At 45.7% G+C, this 16821-nt stretch carries 13 protein-coding genes and 1 pseudogene; 6 read left to right on the plus strand and 8 right to left on the minus strand.

Annotated elements, in window-relative coordinates; all coding sequences use genetic code 11:
• Positions 1-24 precede the first annotated feature (24 nt).
• From HGD77_RS11365 to rplU, 8 genes are all read right to left on the minus strand, one after another.
• A complete protein-coding gene (locus tag HGD77_RS11365) occupies positions 25-507 on the minus strand; it encodes a hypothetical protein (RefSeq protein ID WP_129716272.1) in 483 nt (160 codons plus the stop codon).
• Positions 508-596: 89 nt separating this feature from the next.
• Positions 597-1073, minus strand: a complete 477-nt coding sequence (locus HGD77_RS11370; RefSeq protein ID WP_005106302.1) for a tRNA (cytidine(34)-2'-O)-methyltransferase — start codon at positions 1071-1073, stop codon at positions 597-599.
• Between the two features lie 186 nt (positions 1074-1259).
• Complete coding sequence (cysG, locus tag HGD77_RS11375; RefSeq protein WP_129716274.1) at positions 1260-2642, minus strand: siroheme synthase CysG; 1383 nt, start codon at positions 2640-2642, stop codon at positions 1260-1262.
• Positions 2643-2715: 73 nt separating this feature from the next.
• Positions 2716-3987 carry a serine--tRNA ligase gene (serS, locus tag HGD77_RS11380; protein WP_004645799.1) on the minus strand — a complete coding sequence of 424 codons (1272 nt, stop codon included), beginning with the start codon at positions 3985-3987 and terminating at the stop codon, positions 2716-2718.
• Between the two features lie 100 nt (positions 3988-4087).
• On the minus strand, positions 4088-4849 hold the full coding sequence (locus tag HGD77_RS11385) for an RsiV family protein (RefSeq protein WP_005247778.1): 762 nt from the start codon (positions 4847-4849) through the stop codon (positions 4088-4090).
• Positions 4850-5018: 169 nt separating this feature from the next.
• A complete protein-coding gene (gene lolA, locus HGD77_RS11390) occupies positions 5019-5714 on the minus strand; it encodes an outer membrane lipoprotein chaperone LolA (protein ID WP_004280638.1) in 696 nt (231 codons plus the stop codon).
• 247 nt (positions 5715-5961) lie between these two features.
• Positions 5962-6216, minus strand: coding sequence for a 50S ribosomal protein L27 (gene rpmA, locus HGD77_RS11395; protein ID WP_004280639.1), 255 nt, complete (start codon positions 6214-6216; stop codon positions 5962-5964).
• Between the two features lie 19 nt (positions 6217-6235).
• Complete coding sequence (gene rplU, locus HGD77_RS11400; protein WP_004280640.1) at positions 6236-6547, minus strand: 50S ribosomal protein L21; 312 nt, start codon at positions 6545-6547, stop codon at positions 6236-6238.
• A 446-nt stretch (positions 6548-6993) separates the two neighbouring features.
• On the opposite strand from rplU, the gene sdsA reads away from it, so the two are divergent.
• The 6 genes and pseudogenes from sdsA to adeK all read left to right on the plus strand — a co-directional run bounded on the left by sdsA (position 6994) and on the right by adeK (position 16749).
• Entirely contained in the window at positions 6994-7971 is a 978-nt protein-coding gene (sdsA, locus tag HGD77_RS11405) for an All-trans-nonaprenyl-diphosphate synthase (RefSeq protein WP_005265900.1), read from the plus strand.
• 15 nt (positions 7972-7986) lie between these two features.
• Positions 7987-10035, plus strand: a complete 2049-nt coding sequence (locus HGD77_RS11410) for a site-specific recombinase (protein WP_129716276.1) — start codon at positions 7987-7989, stop codon at positions 10033-10035.
• A gap of 152 nt (positions 10036-10187) precedes the next feature.
• Positions 10188-10790 carry a phosphatase PAP2 family protein gene (locus tag HGD77_RS11415; protein ID WP_129716278.1) on the plus strand — a complete coding sequence of 201 codons (603 nt, stop codon included), beginning with the start codon at positions 10188-10190 and terminating at the stop codon, positions 10788-10790.
• Between the two features lie 36 nt (positions 10791-10826).
• Positions 10827-12095, plus strand: coding sequence for an efflux RND transporter periplasmic adaptor subunit (locus HGD77_RS11420; protein ID WP_004814853.1), 1269 nt, complete (start codon positions 10827-10829; stop codon positions 12093-12095).
• A gap of 12 nt (positions 12096-12107) precedes the next feature.
• A complete protein-coding gene (locus HGD77_RS11425) occupies positions 12108-15284 on the plus strand; it encodes an efflux RND transporter permease subunit (RefSeq protein ID WP_129716280.1) in 3177 nt (1058 codons plus the stop codon).
• Positions 15284-16749, plus strand: a pseudogene (adeK, locus tag HGD77_RS11430) (multidrug efflux RND transporter AdeIJK outer membrane channel subunit AdeK). The gene HGD77_RS11425 and the pseudogene adeK overlap by 1 nt, the downstream one beginning before the upstream one ends.
• The last annotated feature ends 72 nt before the right edge of the window (positions 16750-16821 follow it).

Genomic DNA, 16821 nt, shown 5'->3' on the forward strand with positions numbered 1-16821 from the left:
TATGTCTGTCATGTTTTGATTTTACTAATGTAAATAACAATCAAAACCCATCTGGGTATTGACCCGATTATTTTCATAACCCAGTTTCTCAATAAACAGACTGCGATTAGACAATAACTTTTGCTCTTCCGGACCTAAACGGGCTCTATTTTTGATAGCCAGTTGATACATTTCATCCACAACATCCTGAAAAATATCACAGACTTCTTCACGCTTGGCGGGCTTTAATTTACGCCCCCGCCAGGTCCATTGAAAATCATCTGAATTCAGGCTCTGCCCCCATTTTTCAATACGCGTATCTAAGCGTTTTTGCATGTTGAGCAAACCCTGCTGTATTTCCGCTTGAGTAATGGGTTGAACTTCCTTTGTTGCCGATGTGGCAGCACTGCCCTCTTCCGCATTCACGGAAGCCGCAACAGTTCCAAGACAACATGCGATGACAAGTTTTACTAGAGGCTTCAAAGCTGCACCTTTTGTTATATTTGATAAAGTTATAAATTCAAGCATACAACGAAGTGAAAAGCAGTTTATCTATTTGTTACACAAAATAAAAAAGCCACCCAAAGGCAGCTTTTAGAATCATCACAAATTTCCGCTTAAAGCGTTTTAAAACCCTGCTGACGCCAAGCTTCGTAGACAATTACTGCAGTGGCATTTGACAGGTTCAGACTTCGCGAGTTCTCTGCCATCGGTAAACGAATCCAGTGCTTTTGCGGAAACATCATACGAACATGTTCAGGCAGACCACGAGTTTCCGGACCCATTAACAAGGCCACAGGACGGTTTAAATCCGAAGTATGCGGTGTTTCAGAACCTTTGGTGGTCAATGGATAGATTGCATCCAGCCCAATGCCTTTGCTTGCCAAATCGGCCAGACAGTCTTCGATGTTTTCCCAAATCTGCATATTGGCATATTCGTGATAATCCAGACCGGCACGTTTCAGCTTTTTGTCATCCAACTCAAAACCCAGCGGCTTGACCAGATGTAACTGTGCTCCTGTATTGGCACACAGACGAATAATATTGCCTGTATTTGCAGGAATTTCAGGCTCATATAAAACAACGTGGATCACAGCTTACTCACTCAATATATTTAATTCAGACAGGACATTCGCCTTGCGCTCGGGCAAAGCTGTGCTTCGCTTATCCTCTTACTTCAGGCCTAGCCTTTGCCTTGCGCTCGGACAAAGCAGTGCTTTGCTTATCCTCTTACTTCAGGCACAGCCTTCGTCTTGCGCTCGGACAAAGCAGTGCTTTGCTTATCCTCGCTCATGCCATTGCAATTGTTCACGTAAGCGTACGACTTCACCAATAATGGTCAAAGTCGGGGCTTGAATCTGATGTTCGGACACTTTGGATGCAATATCGGCAAGCGTTCCTACTACAACTTTCTGTTCAGGCGTCGTACCTTTAGACACCAAGGCCACCGGCATGTCGGCTCGCTGACCATGAGCGATTAATTCTGCACAGATTTTTTCCAGTCCGACCAGCCCCATATAAAGCACTAAGGTCTGGTTTTCATAGACCAATTCACTCCAAGGCAATTCTGGCGAACCTTCTTTTAAGTGACCAGTCAGGAAACGCACACTTTGCGCATAATCACGATGGGTTAATGGAATACCGGCATAGGCTGAACATCCTGAAGCTGCGGTAATCCCTGGAACCACTTGAAAAGTAACACCTGCCGCAAAAAGTTCTTCAATCTCTTCACCGCCACGCCCGAAGATAAATGGATCACCGCCTTTCAGACGACAAACCCGCTTTCCTTCACTGGCATATTTGACCAATAGAGCATTAATCCCATCTTGCGGAACTGCATGATTGGAACGTGCCTTACCGACATAGATCTTTTCCGCATCGCGGCGGCACAGCTCCATAATTGGCGCTGAAACCAGTCGGTCGTAAATCACCACATCGGCTTGCTGCATCAAACGCAAGGCTTTTAAGGTCAACAATTCTGGATCACCCGGACCCGCACCGACCAAGTAGACTTCACCTTTTGGCTGTTGCCATGCTTGTAATGCTTGCTCGATCAGGCGATCTGCTTCCGCGATATTGTCGTTGAACACCTGTTCTTTTAGCGGACTGGCATATAAATCTTCCCAGAAAATACGGCGTTCATCCGGATTGACTATTTTAGCCTTAACCGCACTGCGCCATTTTCCTGAAAACTCAGCCAGCTTGCCCATTCCATGCGGAATAGTGGTTTCTAGCTGGGTACGAATCTGGCGGGATAGCACCGGTGAAGTACCGTTACTGGCTACAGAAATAACTAACGGTGAACGGTCAATAATCGCAGGAACCATAAAGCGGCAATGCGGTGGATCATCGACGCTATTGACCAGGACATTTTCCGCTTCACACAGTTCAAAGACCTGACGATTGGTCTCTGCATCGTCAGTTGCCGCAATTACCAGTCGATATGGACGTAATGCAACTTCAGGATGAAAAGCCGCCTGCACATATTGTCCTTGGCTATTTTGCACAATTCGCAGCAGACTCTCTTCAATTTCAGGCGCAATCACATGAATGATCGCACCTGCTTTTTGAAGTAAAAGTGCTTTACGGTATGCAATATGTCCACCACCGACAATCAGACAAGGTTGCTGTTGCAACTTTAACGAGATTGGAAAAATATCCACAAACTACCTCAAAATTTTAAATCTGACTGTCTATGCAATTTTCATGCACATTTAGGAATGCTGAGATCGACAATTAGTCGATATAAGTCGCACCACCCATATATGGACGTAATACTTCAGGAATCTCAATCGAGCCATCGGCGCGCTGATAGTTTTCCATCACTGCAAGTAAAGTACGACCTACGGCCAGACCTGAACCATTCAAGGTATGTACAAATTCAGTTTTCTTCTGATCAGCACGGTAACGCGCTTTCATACGACGCGCCTGAAAATCACCCATGTTTGAACAAGATGAAATTTCACGGTAAGTATTTTGGCTTGGTACCCAAACTTCCAAGTCATAAGTCTTGGTCGCACCAAAGCCCATGTCACCACCACAAAGTAAAATTTTACGATATGGAAGTCCAAGTGCCTGCAAGATGCCTTCAGCATGGCCAGTCAATTCTTCAAGCACTTGCATCGAAGTTTCAGGCTTCACAATTTGAACCATTTCGACTTTGTCGAATTGGTGCTGACGGATCAAACCGCGGGTATCACGACCATAAGAACCTGCTTCACTACGGAAACATGGCGTATGCGCTGCATATTTCAGTGGCAGACGGTCTGCATCAATAATTTCATCACGTACGAAATTCGTCACTGGCACTTCAGCAGTCGGAATCAGATAAAACTCTTTTTCGCCCTGCAGCTTAAATAGATCTTCTTCAAATTTAGGTAGTTGACCTGTACCGCGCAATGAATCTGCATTGACCAGATAAGGCACATAGGCTTCAGTATAGCCATTTTGGTCTGTGTGTGTATTCAGCATAAACTGGGTAATGGCACGTTGTAAACGCGCCAATGGACCTTTCAATACACTGAAGCGTGAACCAGTTAATTTGGTCGCGGTTTCAAATTCAAGACCGCCCATCATTTCGCCCAGATCCGTATGGTCTTTGATTTCAAAATCAAATTCACGCGGTGTACCCCATTTCAGGATTTCCACGTTATCGCTTTCGTCTTTACCTTCAGGCACAGCTTCATCGGGCAAGTTTGGAATAGATAATAATTTTTCTTCAAGCTCAGCTTGCAGTTCAGCCAGTGCTGCTTCAGCAGCTTTGATTTCATCACCAATCGCAGACATGCGAGTCATGATTTCAGATGCGTCGCCACCTGCTTTTTTAATTTGACCGACTTGTTTGGCACCGGCATTACGTTCAGCTTGCAGTGTTTCTGTCTTGGACTGAATCTCTTTACGGCGTGCTTCTAGGGATGCCCACTCTTCAACATTGAGTTGAACACCACGTTTTGCCAAGGCTACATTTACAGCCTCAATATTATTTCTGAGTAATTTCGGGTCGATCATAATCAATCTTTGCAGAAGAAAAAAACTGGCTATAGTGTAAGCTCTTAGCATTAAAAAATACAGTGACCAAGACCACGGCTGCGTCCTATTAGCACAATATTTAGGAAGCTGTCTGCTGCAAAATGGCTAAATATTCAGGGCGAATCACTTCATTTAAATCCGCATATGACACTTTTAATTCAGGCATTCCTGCTGCTGCCGGAGCTAGTTCGCCTGCCGGATACACCATCACCAGACCTGTTGTATCAAAATAATAGTTATCACTCAATTTTAACTGCTGTTGTTGAATACCCTGCGTATTCAGCCATTGAGTATTGGTTCGATACATCGCATTCAGCAGTTTTGGCTCACCGCCATTTAATAACAGTTGAGACAAAGCCAAACGTTTGTTCTGTTTTAGATCAAAATTGATATATTCCACATGTTTCAGAGAAGCATTTTTATTCCTTGCCAGATTGGAACTTTTTAAAGCAAAAGTCGCCAGATGGGCACGCTGACCGACAAATTCCGCTTTGATAAAGCGCTGATCCAGATAATGCGGTTCATCGGCTTTTTTAGGATTTTTCTGGGTAACTTTGGTGAATGCAACAGGTTCGGTATGCTGAATGCGCTCAATAAAATATTGATTAATCCAGTCAATATTGCTGTCCACCGTTTGTAGATCAAAGCGTACACAACCTTCTATTTCACATACCACTTTGGCTGCCCCTTTCACAGGAACGGTCTTGCCTTCAATCTGCACAACCCGATCTGTTTGCGCCAGCGTTGCCACTGAGCTAGATTGAGGCTGACAACCCAACATACCTACAGTGAGTAATAAAACAGCGTAAATTTCAGCAGTTTTAAATAGATTAATCTTCATCCTGAGCTCCCAAAATTTTGCAATTTCATTGACTCGACTTTTATTTATTCTAAGACGCTCTCCTGTCTAGATATAGCTGAACCTTGTAGCCTGTCCAAAACAATCCCGATGATTGGCAATAAAAAAGCAACCTCGAAAGGTTGCTTTTTCAGTTGGTTCATATTGATGCTTATTGATCAATGATGTCCGTACCTTTTGGTGGGGTAAAGTTAAAGGTAGAGGCTGGAATACTGCTATTTACTTTTACATTGCTAAATTTGATATTGGTGGTTTGTCCCAATGAATCCTGCAAGATCATCAAGCTTGGTGCTTTGTTTGCGCCAAAGCTAATGGTCAGGCTTTCAAACACACCATCGGTATTTTTAGGATACAGCGTGTAATAGGTTTTGCCTTTATTTGGCTGAGTCACCCGGTAAGACTGCATAATCTGGCTGGTGTTTCCTGACAGCAATAACGCCGGTGTATTAGCAACCTGCTCATCTAAGCTTTGACGAACGGCTTGTTGCAAGTCAGGATCATAAATCCATACGGTTTTACCCGTGGTTGCAATGACTTGCTTCGACGGTGCGGTCGTTTCCCAATAGAATTTACCCGGACGCGCGACTTTCATCACCCCTTTAAAGGTTTGATTCATATGTTGTGCGGTCAAACCTTTTTTCTGGGTCGCTCTTGGATTGGTTACCTTGGTACTTTGTTCGAAATTTGCCGTCATGCTACGCACATGATTGAGCTGTTTGACCAGACTGGCTGTTGCCTGTTGCTCCGAAGCTGCCACAGGTGCAGCAAACACGGTTGTACTCATCACCGGTGCTAAAGTCACTGCACCCAGAGCCATAGCACAGACGGTTTTACGAAGCATATTCATAATTTCACCTTTATATTTTGCGTGATCGCAATTTATTTGATAGTTCATCTTAAACGAAAATTAAAAGCTAAAATGATAGAAAATAAGAACTTTTGTATTGTTATTAATTCGAAACCGGTTTTTTTGTTCATCATCATGAAGATTTCAGGACAATTTTTACATTATGGAATGTCGCTTAATCTGAACATTAATTTTCAGGCATAAAAAAACCCACAATAACTGTGGGCTTTTTTTCTATCTCAGCGGATTACGCGTCAACAGATACGTAGCGACGGCCAAATTGACCTTTCACTTCGAATTTTACTACGCCATCAGCAGTAGCAAATAATGTATGGTCACGACCCATACCAACGTTTTGACCAGCGTGGAATTCAGTACCACGTTGACGAACGATGATGTTACCTGCAGTTACAGTTTGACCACCGTAAACTTTAACACCTAACATCTTAGGATTCGAATCACGACCGTTCTTAGTCGAACCACCGGCTTTTTTAGTTGCCATGTCTATTTACTCCTCGTAATTAGCCTGAAATAGCTGTAATTTTCAACTCAGTGAACCATTGACGGTGACCTTGTTGTTTACGGTAGTGTTTACGACGACGCATTTTGATGATGCGGATTTTGTCGTGACGACCATGGCTAACTACTTCAGCAGTTACAGTAGCACCAGCAACAACTGGAGCACCGATTTGAATGCTTTCACCGTTAACAAGCATCAATACGTCATCAAACGTAATAGTCGCGCCAGTTTCAGCTTTCAATAATTCTACTTTAAGGGTTTCACCCTCAACTACACGGTGCTGTTTACCACCGCTTTGGATTACTGCGTACATAATGTACTCCAAACAAGCCCGTGTCGTCGTGCCGATAAAGGAATATATCGAACTTAAGACGTACGCCACTGGGGGATATCTAAGGGCGAGGATTTTAAGGGATATTCAAAAAAACAACAAGCCATTTTACTGAAATAATAATGAGCAGGATGCGCTAATTATTTAACTATTAAATAATTTCTATCAAATCAAATACTCAAGATATATTCAGCAACAAAATAATACAGCAGAAATCCGGCCAGTTTGATTAATATACTCAGCCTGACGAATAGGGCCACGCCCCCTGACCTTTCCTGATTTTTTATGGATCGAAATATGGATCGAATCTACATAAGATCTATAAAAAGATGATTTTTAGTGGAGTTTATGCATTTCTTAGGTTTCACTCATGTTATAAATTGTTAAACTACGCCCAGCGATTTACCAGACTAGAGGTTTTCTTTCACATGACCATCGACTTTAAGCAAGACATTCTCGCTCCTGTTGCTAACGACTTTGCTGCGATGGACACATTCATTAATGAAGGAATTACCTCAAAAGTTGCATTAGTGATGGCCGTCAGCAAACATGTGGTAGAAGCGGGTGGCAAACGTATGCGCCCGATTATGTGCCTTTTGGCCGCCAAGGCGTGTGGTGCTGAAAATTTAGAACCGCACCGCAAACTGGCTGCAATCATTGAGATGCTGCATACCGCAACACTGGTGCATGATGATGTAGTAGATGAATCCGGTCTGCGTCGCGGCCGCCCGACGGCCAATGCGACCTGGAATAACCAGACTGCGGTTTTGGTGGGTGACTTTCTGATTTCACGTGCTTTTGATTTGCTGGTCGATCTGAACAACATGGTGTTGCTCAAAGATTTTTCGACCGGTACCTGTGAAATTGCTGAAGGTGAAGTGCTGCAACTGCAATCCCAGCATCAGCCGGAAACCACTGAAGCGACTTATTTGAATATTATTCATGGCAAAACTTCGCGCCTGTTTGAACTGGCAACAGAAGGTGCTGCCATTTTGTCGGATAAAAACGAATTCCGTCAGCCTTTAAAAACCTTTGCCGGACATTTCGGCAATGCTTTCCAGATTATTGACGACATTTTAGATTACACCTCCGATGCGGACACGCTCGGTAAAAATATCGGTGATGATCTCATGGAAGGTAAACCGACCCTGCCATTGATTGCGGCACTGAAAAACACCACCGGTGAGCAACATGAAATCATCCGTCGCAGTATTGCGACTGGCGGTACGGAACATCTGGAACAGGTCATTCAAATTGTCAATGAATCTGGTGCGCTAGATTATTGCCGTCAACGTGCTACAGAAGAAACTGAAATTGCAATTGATGCCTTGCAGGCATTACCTGACTCCGAATATCGTCAGGCCCTGATTAATCTGGCCAAACTGGCCCTACACCGAATTCAGTAACTTTTAAACTCGCCTATGCATATCAATTTTCTAGATCTTTTCCAAAACATGCAGCACCAGCTTGAACAACCTCGGGCGGTGCTGGATGAAAATCTTCTGATTGAACTGGTTGAAAGAATCAGACCGGAAGACAGCAGAAATACCGAAGAGATCGAAGCGAAATTCAATGCATTTATCCGGGCTTTATTACTCACCCCGAATGCGGTTGCCACGCTTCAAACCTTTACCCTGCGAATCATTAACCGCTATAAACAGACCGGTCTGTTTTCCGATACCGGCATTTTGTCTCTGGATGGATTCTGGAACCAGCTAAACCAGCGCCTTGGTGCACATGTCTTGCCGCTGATTCCTGACCATCAGCAACTTCAGGAATTATTTCGCAAGGTTTTTTATCAACGTACTGATAAATACTGGCTGGATTATTTTGATGAAGATGACTGGCAACGTTTATTTTCAGTCCTGAATCAGGGACATTCCAATCAACCTGAAAAAACCCGGATTAAAGATCAGCTGATCAAGGCACTGACCATTTTGTCTTACCGGATCAGTGGTATTGGTCTGCACCCTGAATTTATTAATGCCCAGCCTGAACTGATGGAATATGAATCTCCTTTTCTGGTACAGAATCGTGAGATTAACGAGTTTATTCAGGAATATAAAAAGCGCTATAACACAGTCACCTTGGTCGATTCGATCACTCCACCCGATGCGTCACAAGCGCTGGTGATGCTGGAACAATGTCATGATGTCGTGGCCAAGATTCGCCGTTCTACCAAGCGGACGGGCGTCAGTGTCAGCCTGACCTATATGCTGGCACTGCTAGAACAGTGTCTGGAACGGGTCGAAATCCTGCTGAACATGGTCATGGATGACGATGACCTGCGTTATCAATCCATTGGCCTATTTATGGCGGACATTACTGAAGCAATTTATAGCGAACGCAGTGTGCGGGCCCTGCTGGCCACCAATAGTGAACTTTTGGCTTTACAGGTCACTGAAAATGCCAGCAAGACCGGTGAGCATTATGTGAGTACCGACAAGCAAGGCTTTCTGGCCATGTATAAATCAGCTGCAGGTGCTGGTGCCATCATCGCGACGATGGCCACCTTAAAAATTCTAATGACACGCCTCACCATGGCTCCCTTAATGCAAGCCTTTAGCTATAGCATGAACTATTCACTAGGCTTTATGCTGATTCACGTCTTGCATTTTACCGTGGCAACCAAACAACCGGCGATGACTGCTGCCGCACTGGCGGCTACTGTACAGCAGCGTAAAGGCTCGAAAATGGCTCAGATTGCCGAGCTGGCCGCGCTGATTGTAAATATCATCCGCACCCAGTTTGTCGCTATTCTGGGTAATATTTCGATTGCGATTCCCGTAGCAGCATTAATTACCCTGTTGTGGGATTTTGCGCTGCATGAACCTTTAATGAATCATGCCAAGGCGGCCAAAACCCTGCATGACCTGAATCCGTTTACTTCGTTAGCAATTCCGCATGCAGCGATTGCCGGGGTATGTCTGTTCCTGTCCGGATTATTGGCCGGTTATTTTGACAATATGGCCGTTTATCGCAAGGTCGGCCCGCGACTGAAAGCCCATGTGCGTTTATCGCAGCTGATGGGGCAAGAACGTCTTTACCGTTTTGCTGACTATATCGAACGTAATCTGGGTGCACTGGCGGGTAATTTTATTTTCGGGATCATGCTTGGCAGTATGGGCACCATTGGTTTTATTCTCGGTCTGCCGCTGGATATTCGTCATATCGCCTTTGCCTCTGCCAACTTTATTCAGGGCCTGATTACCATCAATGGCCCTGATATCGGCTTGATCGTAGTGTCTTTTCTGGGTGTGTTACTCATTGGCCTGACCAACTTGTTTGTCAGTTTCACTTTGACGATTATTGTAGCCTTACGCGCGCGCCGGGTGCGTTTTGAACAGTGGAAACCTTTGGCAAAACTGGTCATGACTCACTTCCTGACCCGACCTAGTGATTTCTTCTGGCCACCCAAGCAAAGCATTGAAATTGACGAAAATCATACATCGACAAAAACTCAAAACTGAGATAATTACAGTATATTTAGCAACAAATTCCTTACGAAAAAAATGGAATTCGCATAAAATACGCACACTTGAAAAAAAGTGTACTGACAAGTACACTTTGCTTCAGACAATTGGCCGATCTGCGAACGGTTAAAAGAACAAGGATTTTTGGCATGCATTACTTGTTACTTTTTGTCGGTATTTTATTTTTAATTTTCAGTGTGTTCATCCTGAATATTCCCGCTTTAAGCAAGCTCGACTTGCAGGCTATGGAATGGATGAGTCTGTATCGCACCGAGTTTTGGAATCAAATTACTCAGTCCTTATCCCTAATAGGTGGCATGCCATTTGTATTATTTTTATCCACACTATGGTGTATTGCATTGCTGTGGTATAAAAAGTATACAAACGCAATTTTTATATGTATCGGAATTATCGGAGGAATTCTCCTAGCTTGGCTGTTGAAATTTACGATTGCCCGACCCCGACCACCAGAATCCTTGCATCTGGTTGAAAGCTTTGGAAGTTCCTTTCCAAGTGCCCATAGTCTCTATGCGGCCTGTCTGGCGTGTCTGGCAATTTACATCCATCGGCAACATTCCCGTTATACCCTCACTGTGATTGGTGCAGTGGTATGGATGTTGATGATGGGGATCTCAAGAGTTTATCTGGGTGTACATTTTCCTTCAGATGTCATATCCGGCTGGAGTATCAGTTTTATTTGGATTTCGTTGTGGTATATGGTCTGGATCAGATATTGCGCGGCTCACAAATAAGAAAATTTAGATATAAATCTAATTAGAGGTGGAATAATGATGTCTGCAAAGCTTTGGGCACCTGCCCTGACTGCTTGCGCAATGGCAACAAGTCTTGCACTTGTTGGTTGTAGCAAAGATCCTAAAGAGGGCCAGCAAGCTGGTGCTCAACAACAAATGCCACCGACTGAAGTCGGTGTTCTTGTTGCACAACCGCAAAGTGTAGAGCAGTCTGTAGAGCTCTCAGGTCGTACAACAGCATTTGAAATTTCAGACGTACGTCCACAAGCCAGTGGCGTGGTGCTTAAACGCTTGTTCACGGAAGGCAGCTATGTGCGTGAAGGTCAGGCCTTATATGAAATCGATTCAAGCACCAACCGCACTACAGTAGACAATGCCCGTGCAGCGATTGCCCGTGCTGAAGCCAATCTGGGCGTATTGCGTGTGAAGGAAGGCCGTTACCGTCAACTGGTCGGTACCAATGCCATTTCCAAACAGGAATATGATGACATCGCGGCACAGGTCAAACTGGCTGAAGCTGATTTGAATGCCAATCGCGCAACTTTGCGTAATGCAGAAATCAACCTGGGCTATTCGACTGTACGCGCGCCGATTTCAGGCCAGACCAACCGTTCGTCTGTGACGGCGGGTGCTTTGGTAACAGCGAATCAGCCAGAGCCATTGGTAACGATTCAGCGTCTAGATCCAATCTATGTAGATATCAACCAGTCAAGTGCCGAGCTTTTACGTTTACGTCAACAGCTTAATCAAGGCAGCTTGAACAGCTCTAACAATACCAAAGTCAAGTTAAAGCTTGAAGATGGCAGTATCTACCCGGTTGAAGGCCGTCTTGCATTCTCTGATGCTAGCGTGAACCCGGAAACAGGTACCGTGACTTTACGTGCGGTATTCCCGAACAAAAATCATCTGCTTCTTCCAGGTATGTTTGCCACTGCGCAAATCGTACAGGGTGAAGTACCGAATGCTTTCCTGATTCCGCAAGCAGCTTTGACTCGTACCCCAACAGGTCAGGCAATGGCGATGCTGGTCGGTGCTGACAATAAAGTGACGCCACGTCCAGTGACTACCGTTGGTTCTCAAGGCAGCAACTGGATTGTGACTGAAGGTCTGAATCCAGGCGATAAAGTGATTGTAGATGGTATTGCGAAAGTAAAACCGGAACAACAGGTCGTGGCTAAACCTTACCAGCCTCAAGCTGCTGCACCACAGGGTGCTGCACAACCTGCTGCCCAACAACCAGGTGCAGCGCAAAAAGCGGATGATGCAAAAGAACAATCTGAACAAAAACCTGCTGCTAAAGCATAAGGAGTAAGGTTTATGGCTCAATTCTTTATTCATCGTCCTATCTTTGCCTGGGTGATTGCACTGGTCATCATGCTGGCAGGTATTTTGACCCTGACCAAAATGCCGATTGCCCAGTATCCAACCATTGCACCGCCTACAGTCACGATTTCTGCGACTTATCCAGGTGCATCTGCTGAAACGGTCGAAAATACTGTAACCCAGATCATCGAGCAGCAAATGAATGGTCTGGATGGACTGCGTTATATCTCATCTAACAGTGCGGGTAACGGTTCTTCGTCTATTTCCTTGAACTTTGAACAAGGTGTCGATCCTGATATCGCACAGGTTCAGGTCCAGAACAAATTACAGTCTGCGACTGCACTTCTTCCTGAAGATGTACAGCGTCAGGGTGTGCGTGTTACCAAATCAGGCGCCAGCTTCCTGCAGGTATTGGCTTTCTATTCACCTGATGGCAGCATGACCGCCGATGATATCAAAGACTATGTAAATTCGAACATTTCTGAACCTTTAAGCCGTGTGGCTGGGGTGGGTGAAGTTCAGGTCTTTGGTGGTTCTTATGCTATGCGAATCTGGCTTGATCCAGCCAAAATGGCGAGCCTGCAAGTCACGCCAAGTGATATTGCGACTGCCATCCGTACCCAGAATGCTCAGGTCGCTGTGGGTCAACTCGGTGGTGCACCCGCTGTTGAAGGACAAGTCCTGAATGCGACTGTCACTGCACAAAGCCTGCTGCAAACTCCAGAACAGTTCAGCAATATCTTCCTGAAAAACACCACTTCGGGCGCGCAAGTCCGTCTGGGTGATGTTGCACGGGTTGAACTTGGTGCAGATAATTATCAGTTTGATTCGAAGTTTAACGGTAAACCAGCTGGTGGTGTGGCAATTAAACTTGCCACTGGTGCTAATGCGCTTGATACAGCCCAAGCAGTAGAAGAACGCTTAGAGCAGTTACGTCCGAACTATCCGCAAGGCATGGTCGACCAACTGGCTTTTGACACCACGCCATTTATTGAACTGTCAATCAAGAGTGTAGTTAAAACGCTAATCGAAGCAATTATTCTAGTGTTCCTGGTCATGTTCCTGTTCCTGCAGAACTGGCGTGCTACCATTATTCCAACCATGGCAGTTCCAGTCGTGGTATTGGGTACCTTTGCCGTGATTAATGTCTTCGGCTTCTCGATTAATACCCTAACCATGTTTGCCATGGTACTGGCGATTGGTCTTCTGGTCGATGACGCGATTGTTGTGGTCGAGAACGTCGAACGGGTCATGGTGGAAGAGCATCTGGATCCGGTTTCTGCAACTGAAAAGTCGATGAAACAGATTTCTGGTGCACTGATTGGTATTACCTCGGTGCTATCGGCAGTATTCGTTCCAATGGCTTTCTTCGGTGGAACCACCGGGGTTATTTATCGTCAGTTCTCGATTACGCTGGTCACAGCAATGGTCTTGTCGCTGATAGTGGCATTAACCTTTACCCCTGCCCTATGTGCGACCCTGCTGAAACAGCATGATCCGAACAAGCCGCAAAGTAATGGTATATTTGCGCGTTTCTTCCGCTGGTTTAATAGCAGTTTTGACAAGGTTTCTGTGAAATATCAGGGCGGCGTCAACCGTATGACTCATAGCAAGATTTTCTCAGGCGTGGTGTATGCCGTGGTACTGGGTATTATTGTGCTGTTATTCCAGAAACTGCCTTCTTCGTTCTTACCGGATGAAGACCAGGGCGTGGTCATGACGCTGGTTCAGTTACCGCCAAATGCAACCTTGGAACGTACCGACAAAGTGGTCAGCACCATGACCAACTATTTCTTGGAAAACGAGAAAGAGCATGTCGAGTCCGTGTTTAGTGTGGCAGGTTTCTCCTTCACGGGTGTGGGACAAAACGCAGGTCTGGCATTTATTAAACTGAAAGACTGGTCAGAGCGTAACAGTCCGGAAGCTCAAGTCGGTGCCATTATTCAACGTGGTATGGCGTTGAACATGATTGTCAAAGATGCATCTTATATCATGCCATTGCAGCTTCCTGCGATGCCTGAACTTGGTGTATCGGCTGGCTTTAACTTACAGCTCAAAGCTGCAAGTGGTCAAAGTCATGAGCAACTTCTGGCAGCACGTAATACGATTCTGGGTTTGGCAGCACAAGACTCGCGTCTCGCTGGTGTGCGTCCAAATGGTCAGGAAGATACTCCACAGTACCGTGTCATTGTCGATCATGCACAAGCCGGTGCACTCGGTGTCAGTGTTGCTGAAATTAACAGCACCATGGGTATTGCTTGGGGCGGTTCATATATCAATGACTTCATTGATCGCGGTCGTGTCAAGAAAGTCTATGTTCAGGGGGAAGCTGGCTCGCGTATGATGCCGGAAGATCTGGACCAATGGTATGTACGTAATAACCGCGGTGAAATGGTGCCATTCTCAGCATTTGCCACGGGCGAATGGGTGTATGGTTCACCACGTCTTGAACGTTATAACGGCGTATCGTCGATGAACATTCAGGGTACTCCTGCTCCGGGTATCAGCTCGGGTGATGCAATGGTGGCCATGGAAGAGATCATAGCGAAGTTACCAGAAATGGGCTTGCAAGGTTTCGACTTCGAATGGACAGGTCTGTCTTTAGAAGAGCGTGAATCTGGTGCTCAAGCACCGTTCCTGTATGCCCTTTCATTACTGATCGTGTTCCTGTGTCTTGCTGCATTGTATGAAAGCTGGTCTATTCCATTCTCGGTACTTCTGGTGGTGCCATTGGGTATTGTCGGCGCATTGCTCATGACCTATGGAGGAATGGTGCTGCTGCAAAATCCGAACCTGTCGAATAACATTTACTTCCAGGTGGCGATTATTGCCGTGATTGGTCTGGCTGCGAAGAATGCGATCTTGATCGTAGAGTTCGCAAAAGAACTTCAGGAACAAGGTGAAGAGCTGTTTGACGCGACCTTGCATGCGGCAAAAATGCGTTTACGTCCAATTATCATGACCACATTGGCCTTTGGTTTTGGTGTATTACCGCTTGCTCTGGCTTCAGGTGCGGGTGCAGGTAGCCAGCACTCAGTCGGTTATGGCGTACTCGGCGGCGTGATCAGCTCGACCTTGTTAGGTATCTTCTTTATCCCGGTATTCTACGTGTGGATTCGAAGTGTCTTTAAATACAAACCAAAACAACAAAATCAGGAGTATAAGTCGTAATGCAAAATGTATGGTCTATTACAGGTCGTAGCATTGCGGTATCTGCCCTTGCGCTTGCTTTGACGGCCTGTCAAAGCATGCGCAGTCCAGAGCCGGTTGCGCAGGCAGATATCCCGAGCAGCTATACCAATGCGTCTGGTACTTCTGTAGCAGAACAAGGTTATAAAAACTTTTTTGCCGATCAGCGCCTGTTACAGGTGCTGGATCTGGCATTAAACAATAACCGTGATTTGCGTATTGCTGCCCTCAATATTCAACGAGCTCAGCAACAGTATCAGATTACTGAAAACAACCAGTTACCGACGATTGGTGCCAGTGGTAGCGTATTGCGCCAGGACACCATGAATTCCCAGAATCGTGGTGCAGTGACGACTTATAATGTCGGACTGGGTGTAACTGCGTATGAACTAGATTTTTGGGGACGTGTCCGCAGCTTGCGTGACAATGCGCTAGATAATTTCCTGGCGACCCAAAGTGCTCGAGATGCGACGCAAATTGCCTTGATTGGTCAGGTGTCTCAGGCTTGGCTCAGCTATTCATTTGCCAATGCCAATCTGGCTTTGGCTGAACAAACACTGAAAGCCCAGCTTGAATCCTTCAATCTGAACAAGAAACGTTTTGATGTCGGAATCGATAGCGAGCTTCCAGTGCGTCAGGCACAGATCTCGGTTGAAACAGCACGTAATGATGTTGCGAATTACCGCACTCAGGTGGCACAGGCACAAAACCTGTTAAACCTGCTGGTCGGTCAGCAAGTACCTGCGAATTTATTACCAGCACAACGCGTAACCCGCATCACCTCAAATACTGCACTGGGTTCAGGCTTGCCAAGTGATCTGCTGATTAACCGTCCAGATGTCCGTGCCGCTGAATACCGCTTGTCTGCGGCAGGTGCCAATATTGCGGCAGCGCGTGCGCGTCTGTTCCCGACAATTAGTCTGACTGGTTCAGCAGGTTATGCCTCTACTGATTTAGGCGACCTGTTTAAATCAGGTAGTTTTGCCTGGTCATTTGGTCCGAGTCTGGATATTCCAATTTTTGATTGGGGTACCCGTCAGGCCAATATCCGTATTTCTGAAACCGATCAGCAAATTGCCTTGTCAGATTACGAAAAGTCGATTCAGACTGCTTTCCGTGAAGTGAATGATGCGTTGGCGGTACGTCAGAATATTGGTGACCGTCTTGCAGCTCAGCGCCGTCTGGTCGAAGCAACCAACACCACCTATCGCTTGTCGCAGGCACGTTTCCGCGCCGGAATTGACAGCTATCTGACTGTACTGGATGCACAGCGTGCGTCTTATGCAGCAGAACAAGGTTTGTTATTGCTTGAACAGGCCAATCTGAACAATCAGGTTGAAGTCTACAAAACCCTGGGGGCGGCTTGAAAGTCAATACGACGGATACCTTGCCGAATACACCGTCTGTATCTGAACAGCGCCGTGCGGCAGAACAACCAGCGCAATAAATTCCAGACAGATCAGGAAAAGCTCACTTCGGTGGGCTTTTTTTATTGCATTTTCGAGGCAGTTTTCCTATT

The sequence above is a fragment of the Acinetobacter sp. NEB149 genome (genome assembly GCF_012516415.1).
Classification (GTDB): Bacteria; Pseudomonadota; Gammaproteobacteria; order Pseudomonadales; family Moraxellaceae; genus Acinetobacter; species Acinetobacter lwoffii_V.

Coding starts and splice junctions, on each gene's coding strand:
- HGD77_RS11365 (WP_129716272.1), bottom strand. CDS start 507: ATGCTTGAATTTATAACTTTATCAAATATAACAAAAGGTGCAGCTTTG.
- serS (WP_004645799.1), bottom strand. CDS start 3,987: ATGATCGACCCGAAATTACTCAGAAATAATATTGAGGCTGTAAATGTA.
- HGD77_RS11385 (WP_005247778.1), bottom strand. CDS start 4,849: ATGAAGATTAATCTATTTAAAACTGCTGAAATTTACGCTGTTTTATTA.
- lolA (WP_004280638.1), bottom strand. CDS start 5,714: ATGAATATGCTTCGTAAAACCGTCTGTGCTATGGCTCTGGGTGCAGTG.
- rpmA (WP_004280639.1), bottom strand. CDS start 6,216: ATGGCAACTAAAAAAGCCGGTGGTTCGACTAAGAACGGTCGTGATTCG.
- rplU (WP_004280640.1), bottom strand. CDS start 6,547: ATGTACGCAGTAATCCAAAGCGGTGGTAAACAGCACCGTGTAGTTGAG.
- sdsA (WP_005265900.1), top strand. CDS start 6,994: ATGACCATCGACTTTAAGCAAGACATTCTCGCTCCTGTTGCTAACGAC.
- HGD77_RS11410 (WP_129716276.1), top strand. CDS start 7,987: ATGCATATCAATTTTCTAGATCTTTTCCAAAACATGCAGCACCAGCTT.
- HGD77_RS11415 (WP_129716278.1), top strand. CDS start 10,188: ATGCATTACTTGTTACTTTTTGTCGGTATTTTATTTTTAATTTTCAGT.
- HGD77_RS11420 (WP_004814853.1), top strand. CDS start 10,827: ATGATGTCTGCAAAGCTTTGGGCACCTGCCCTGACTGCTTGCGCAATG.
- HGD77_RS11425 (WP_129716280.1), top strand. CDS start 12,108: ATGGCTCAATTCTTTATTCATCGTCCTATCTTTGCCTGGGTGATTGCA.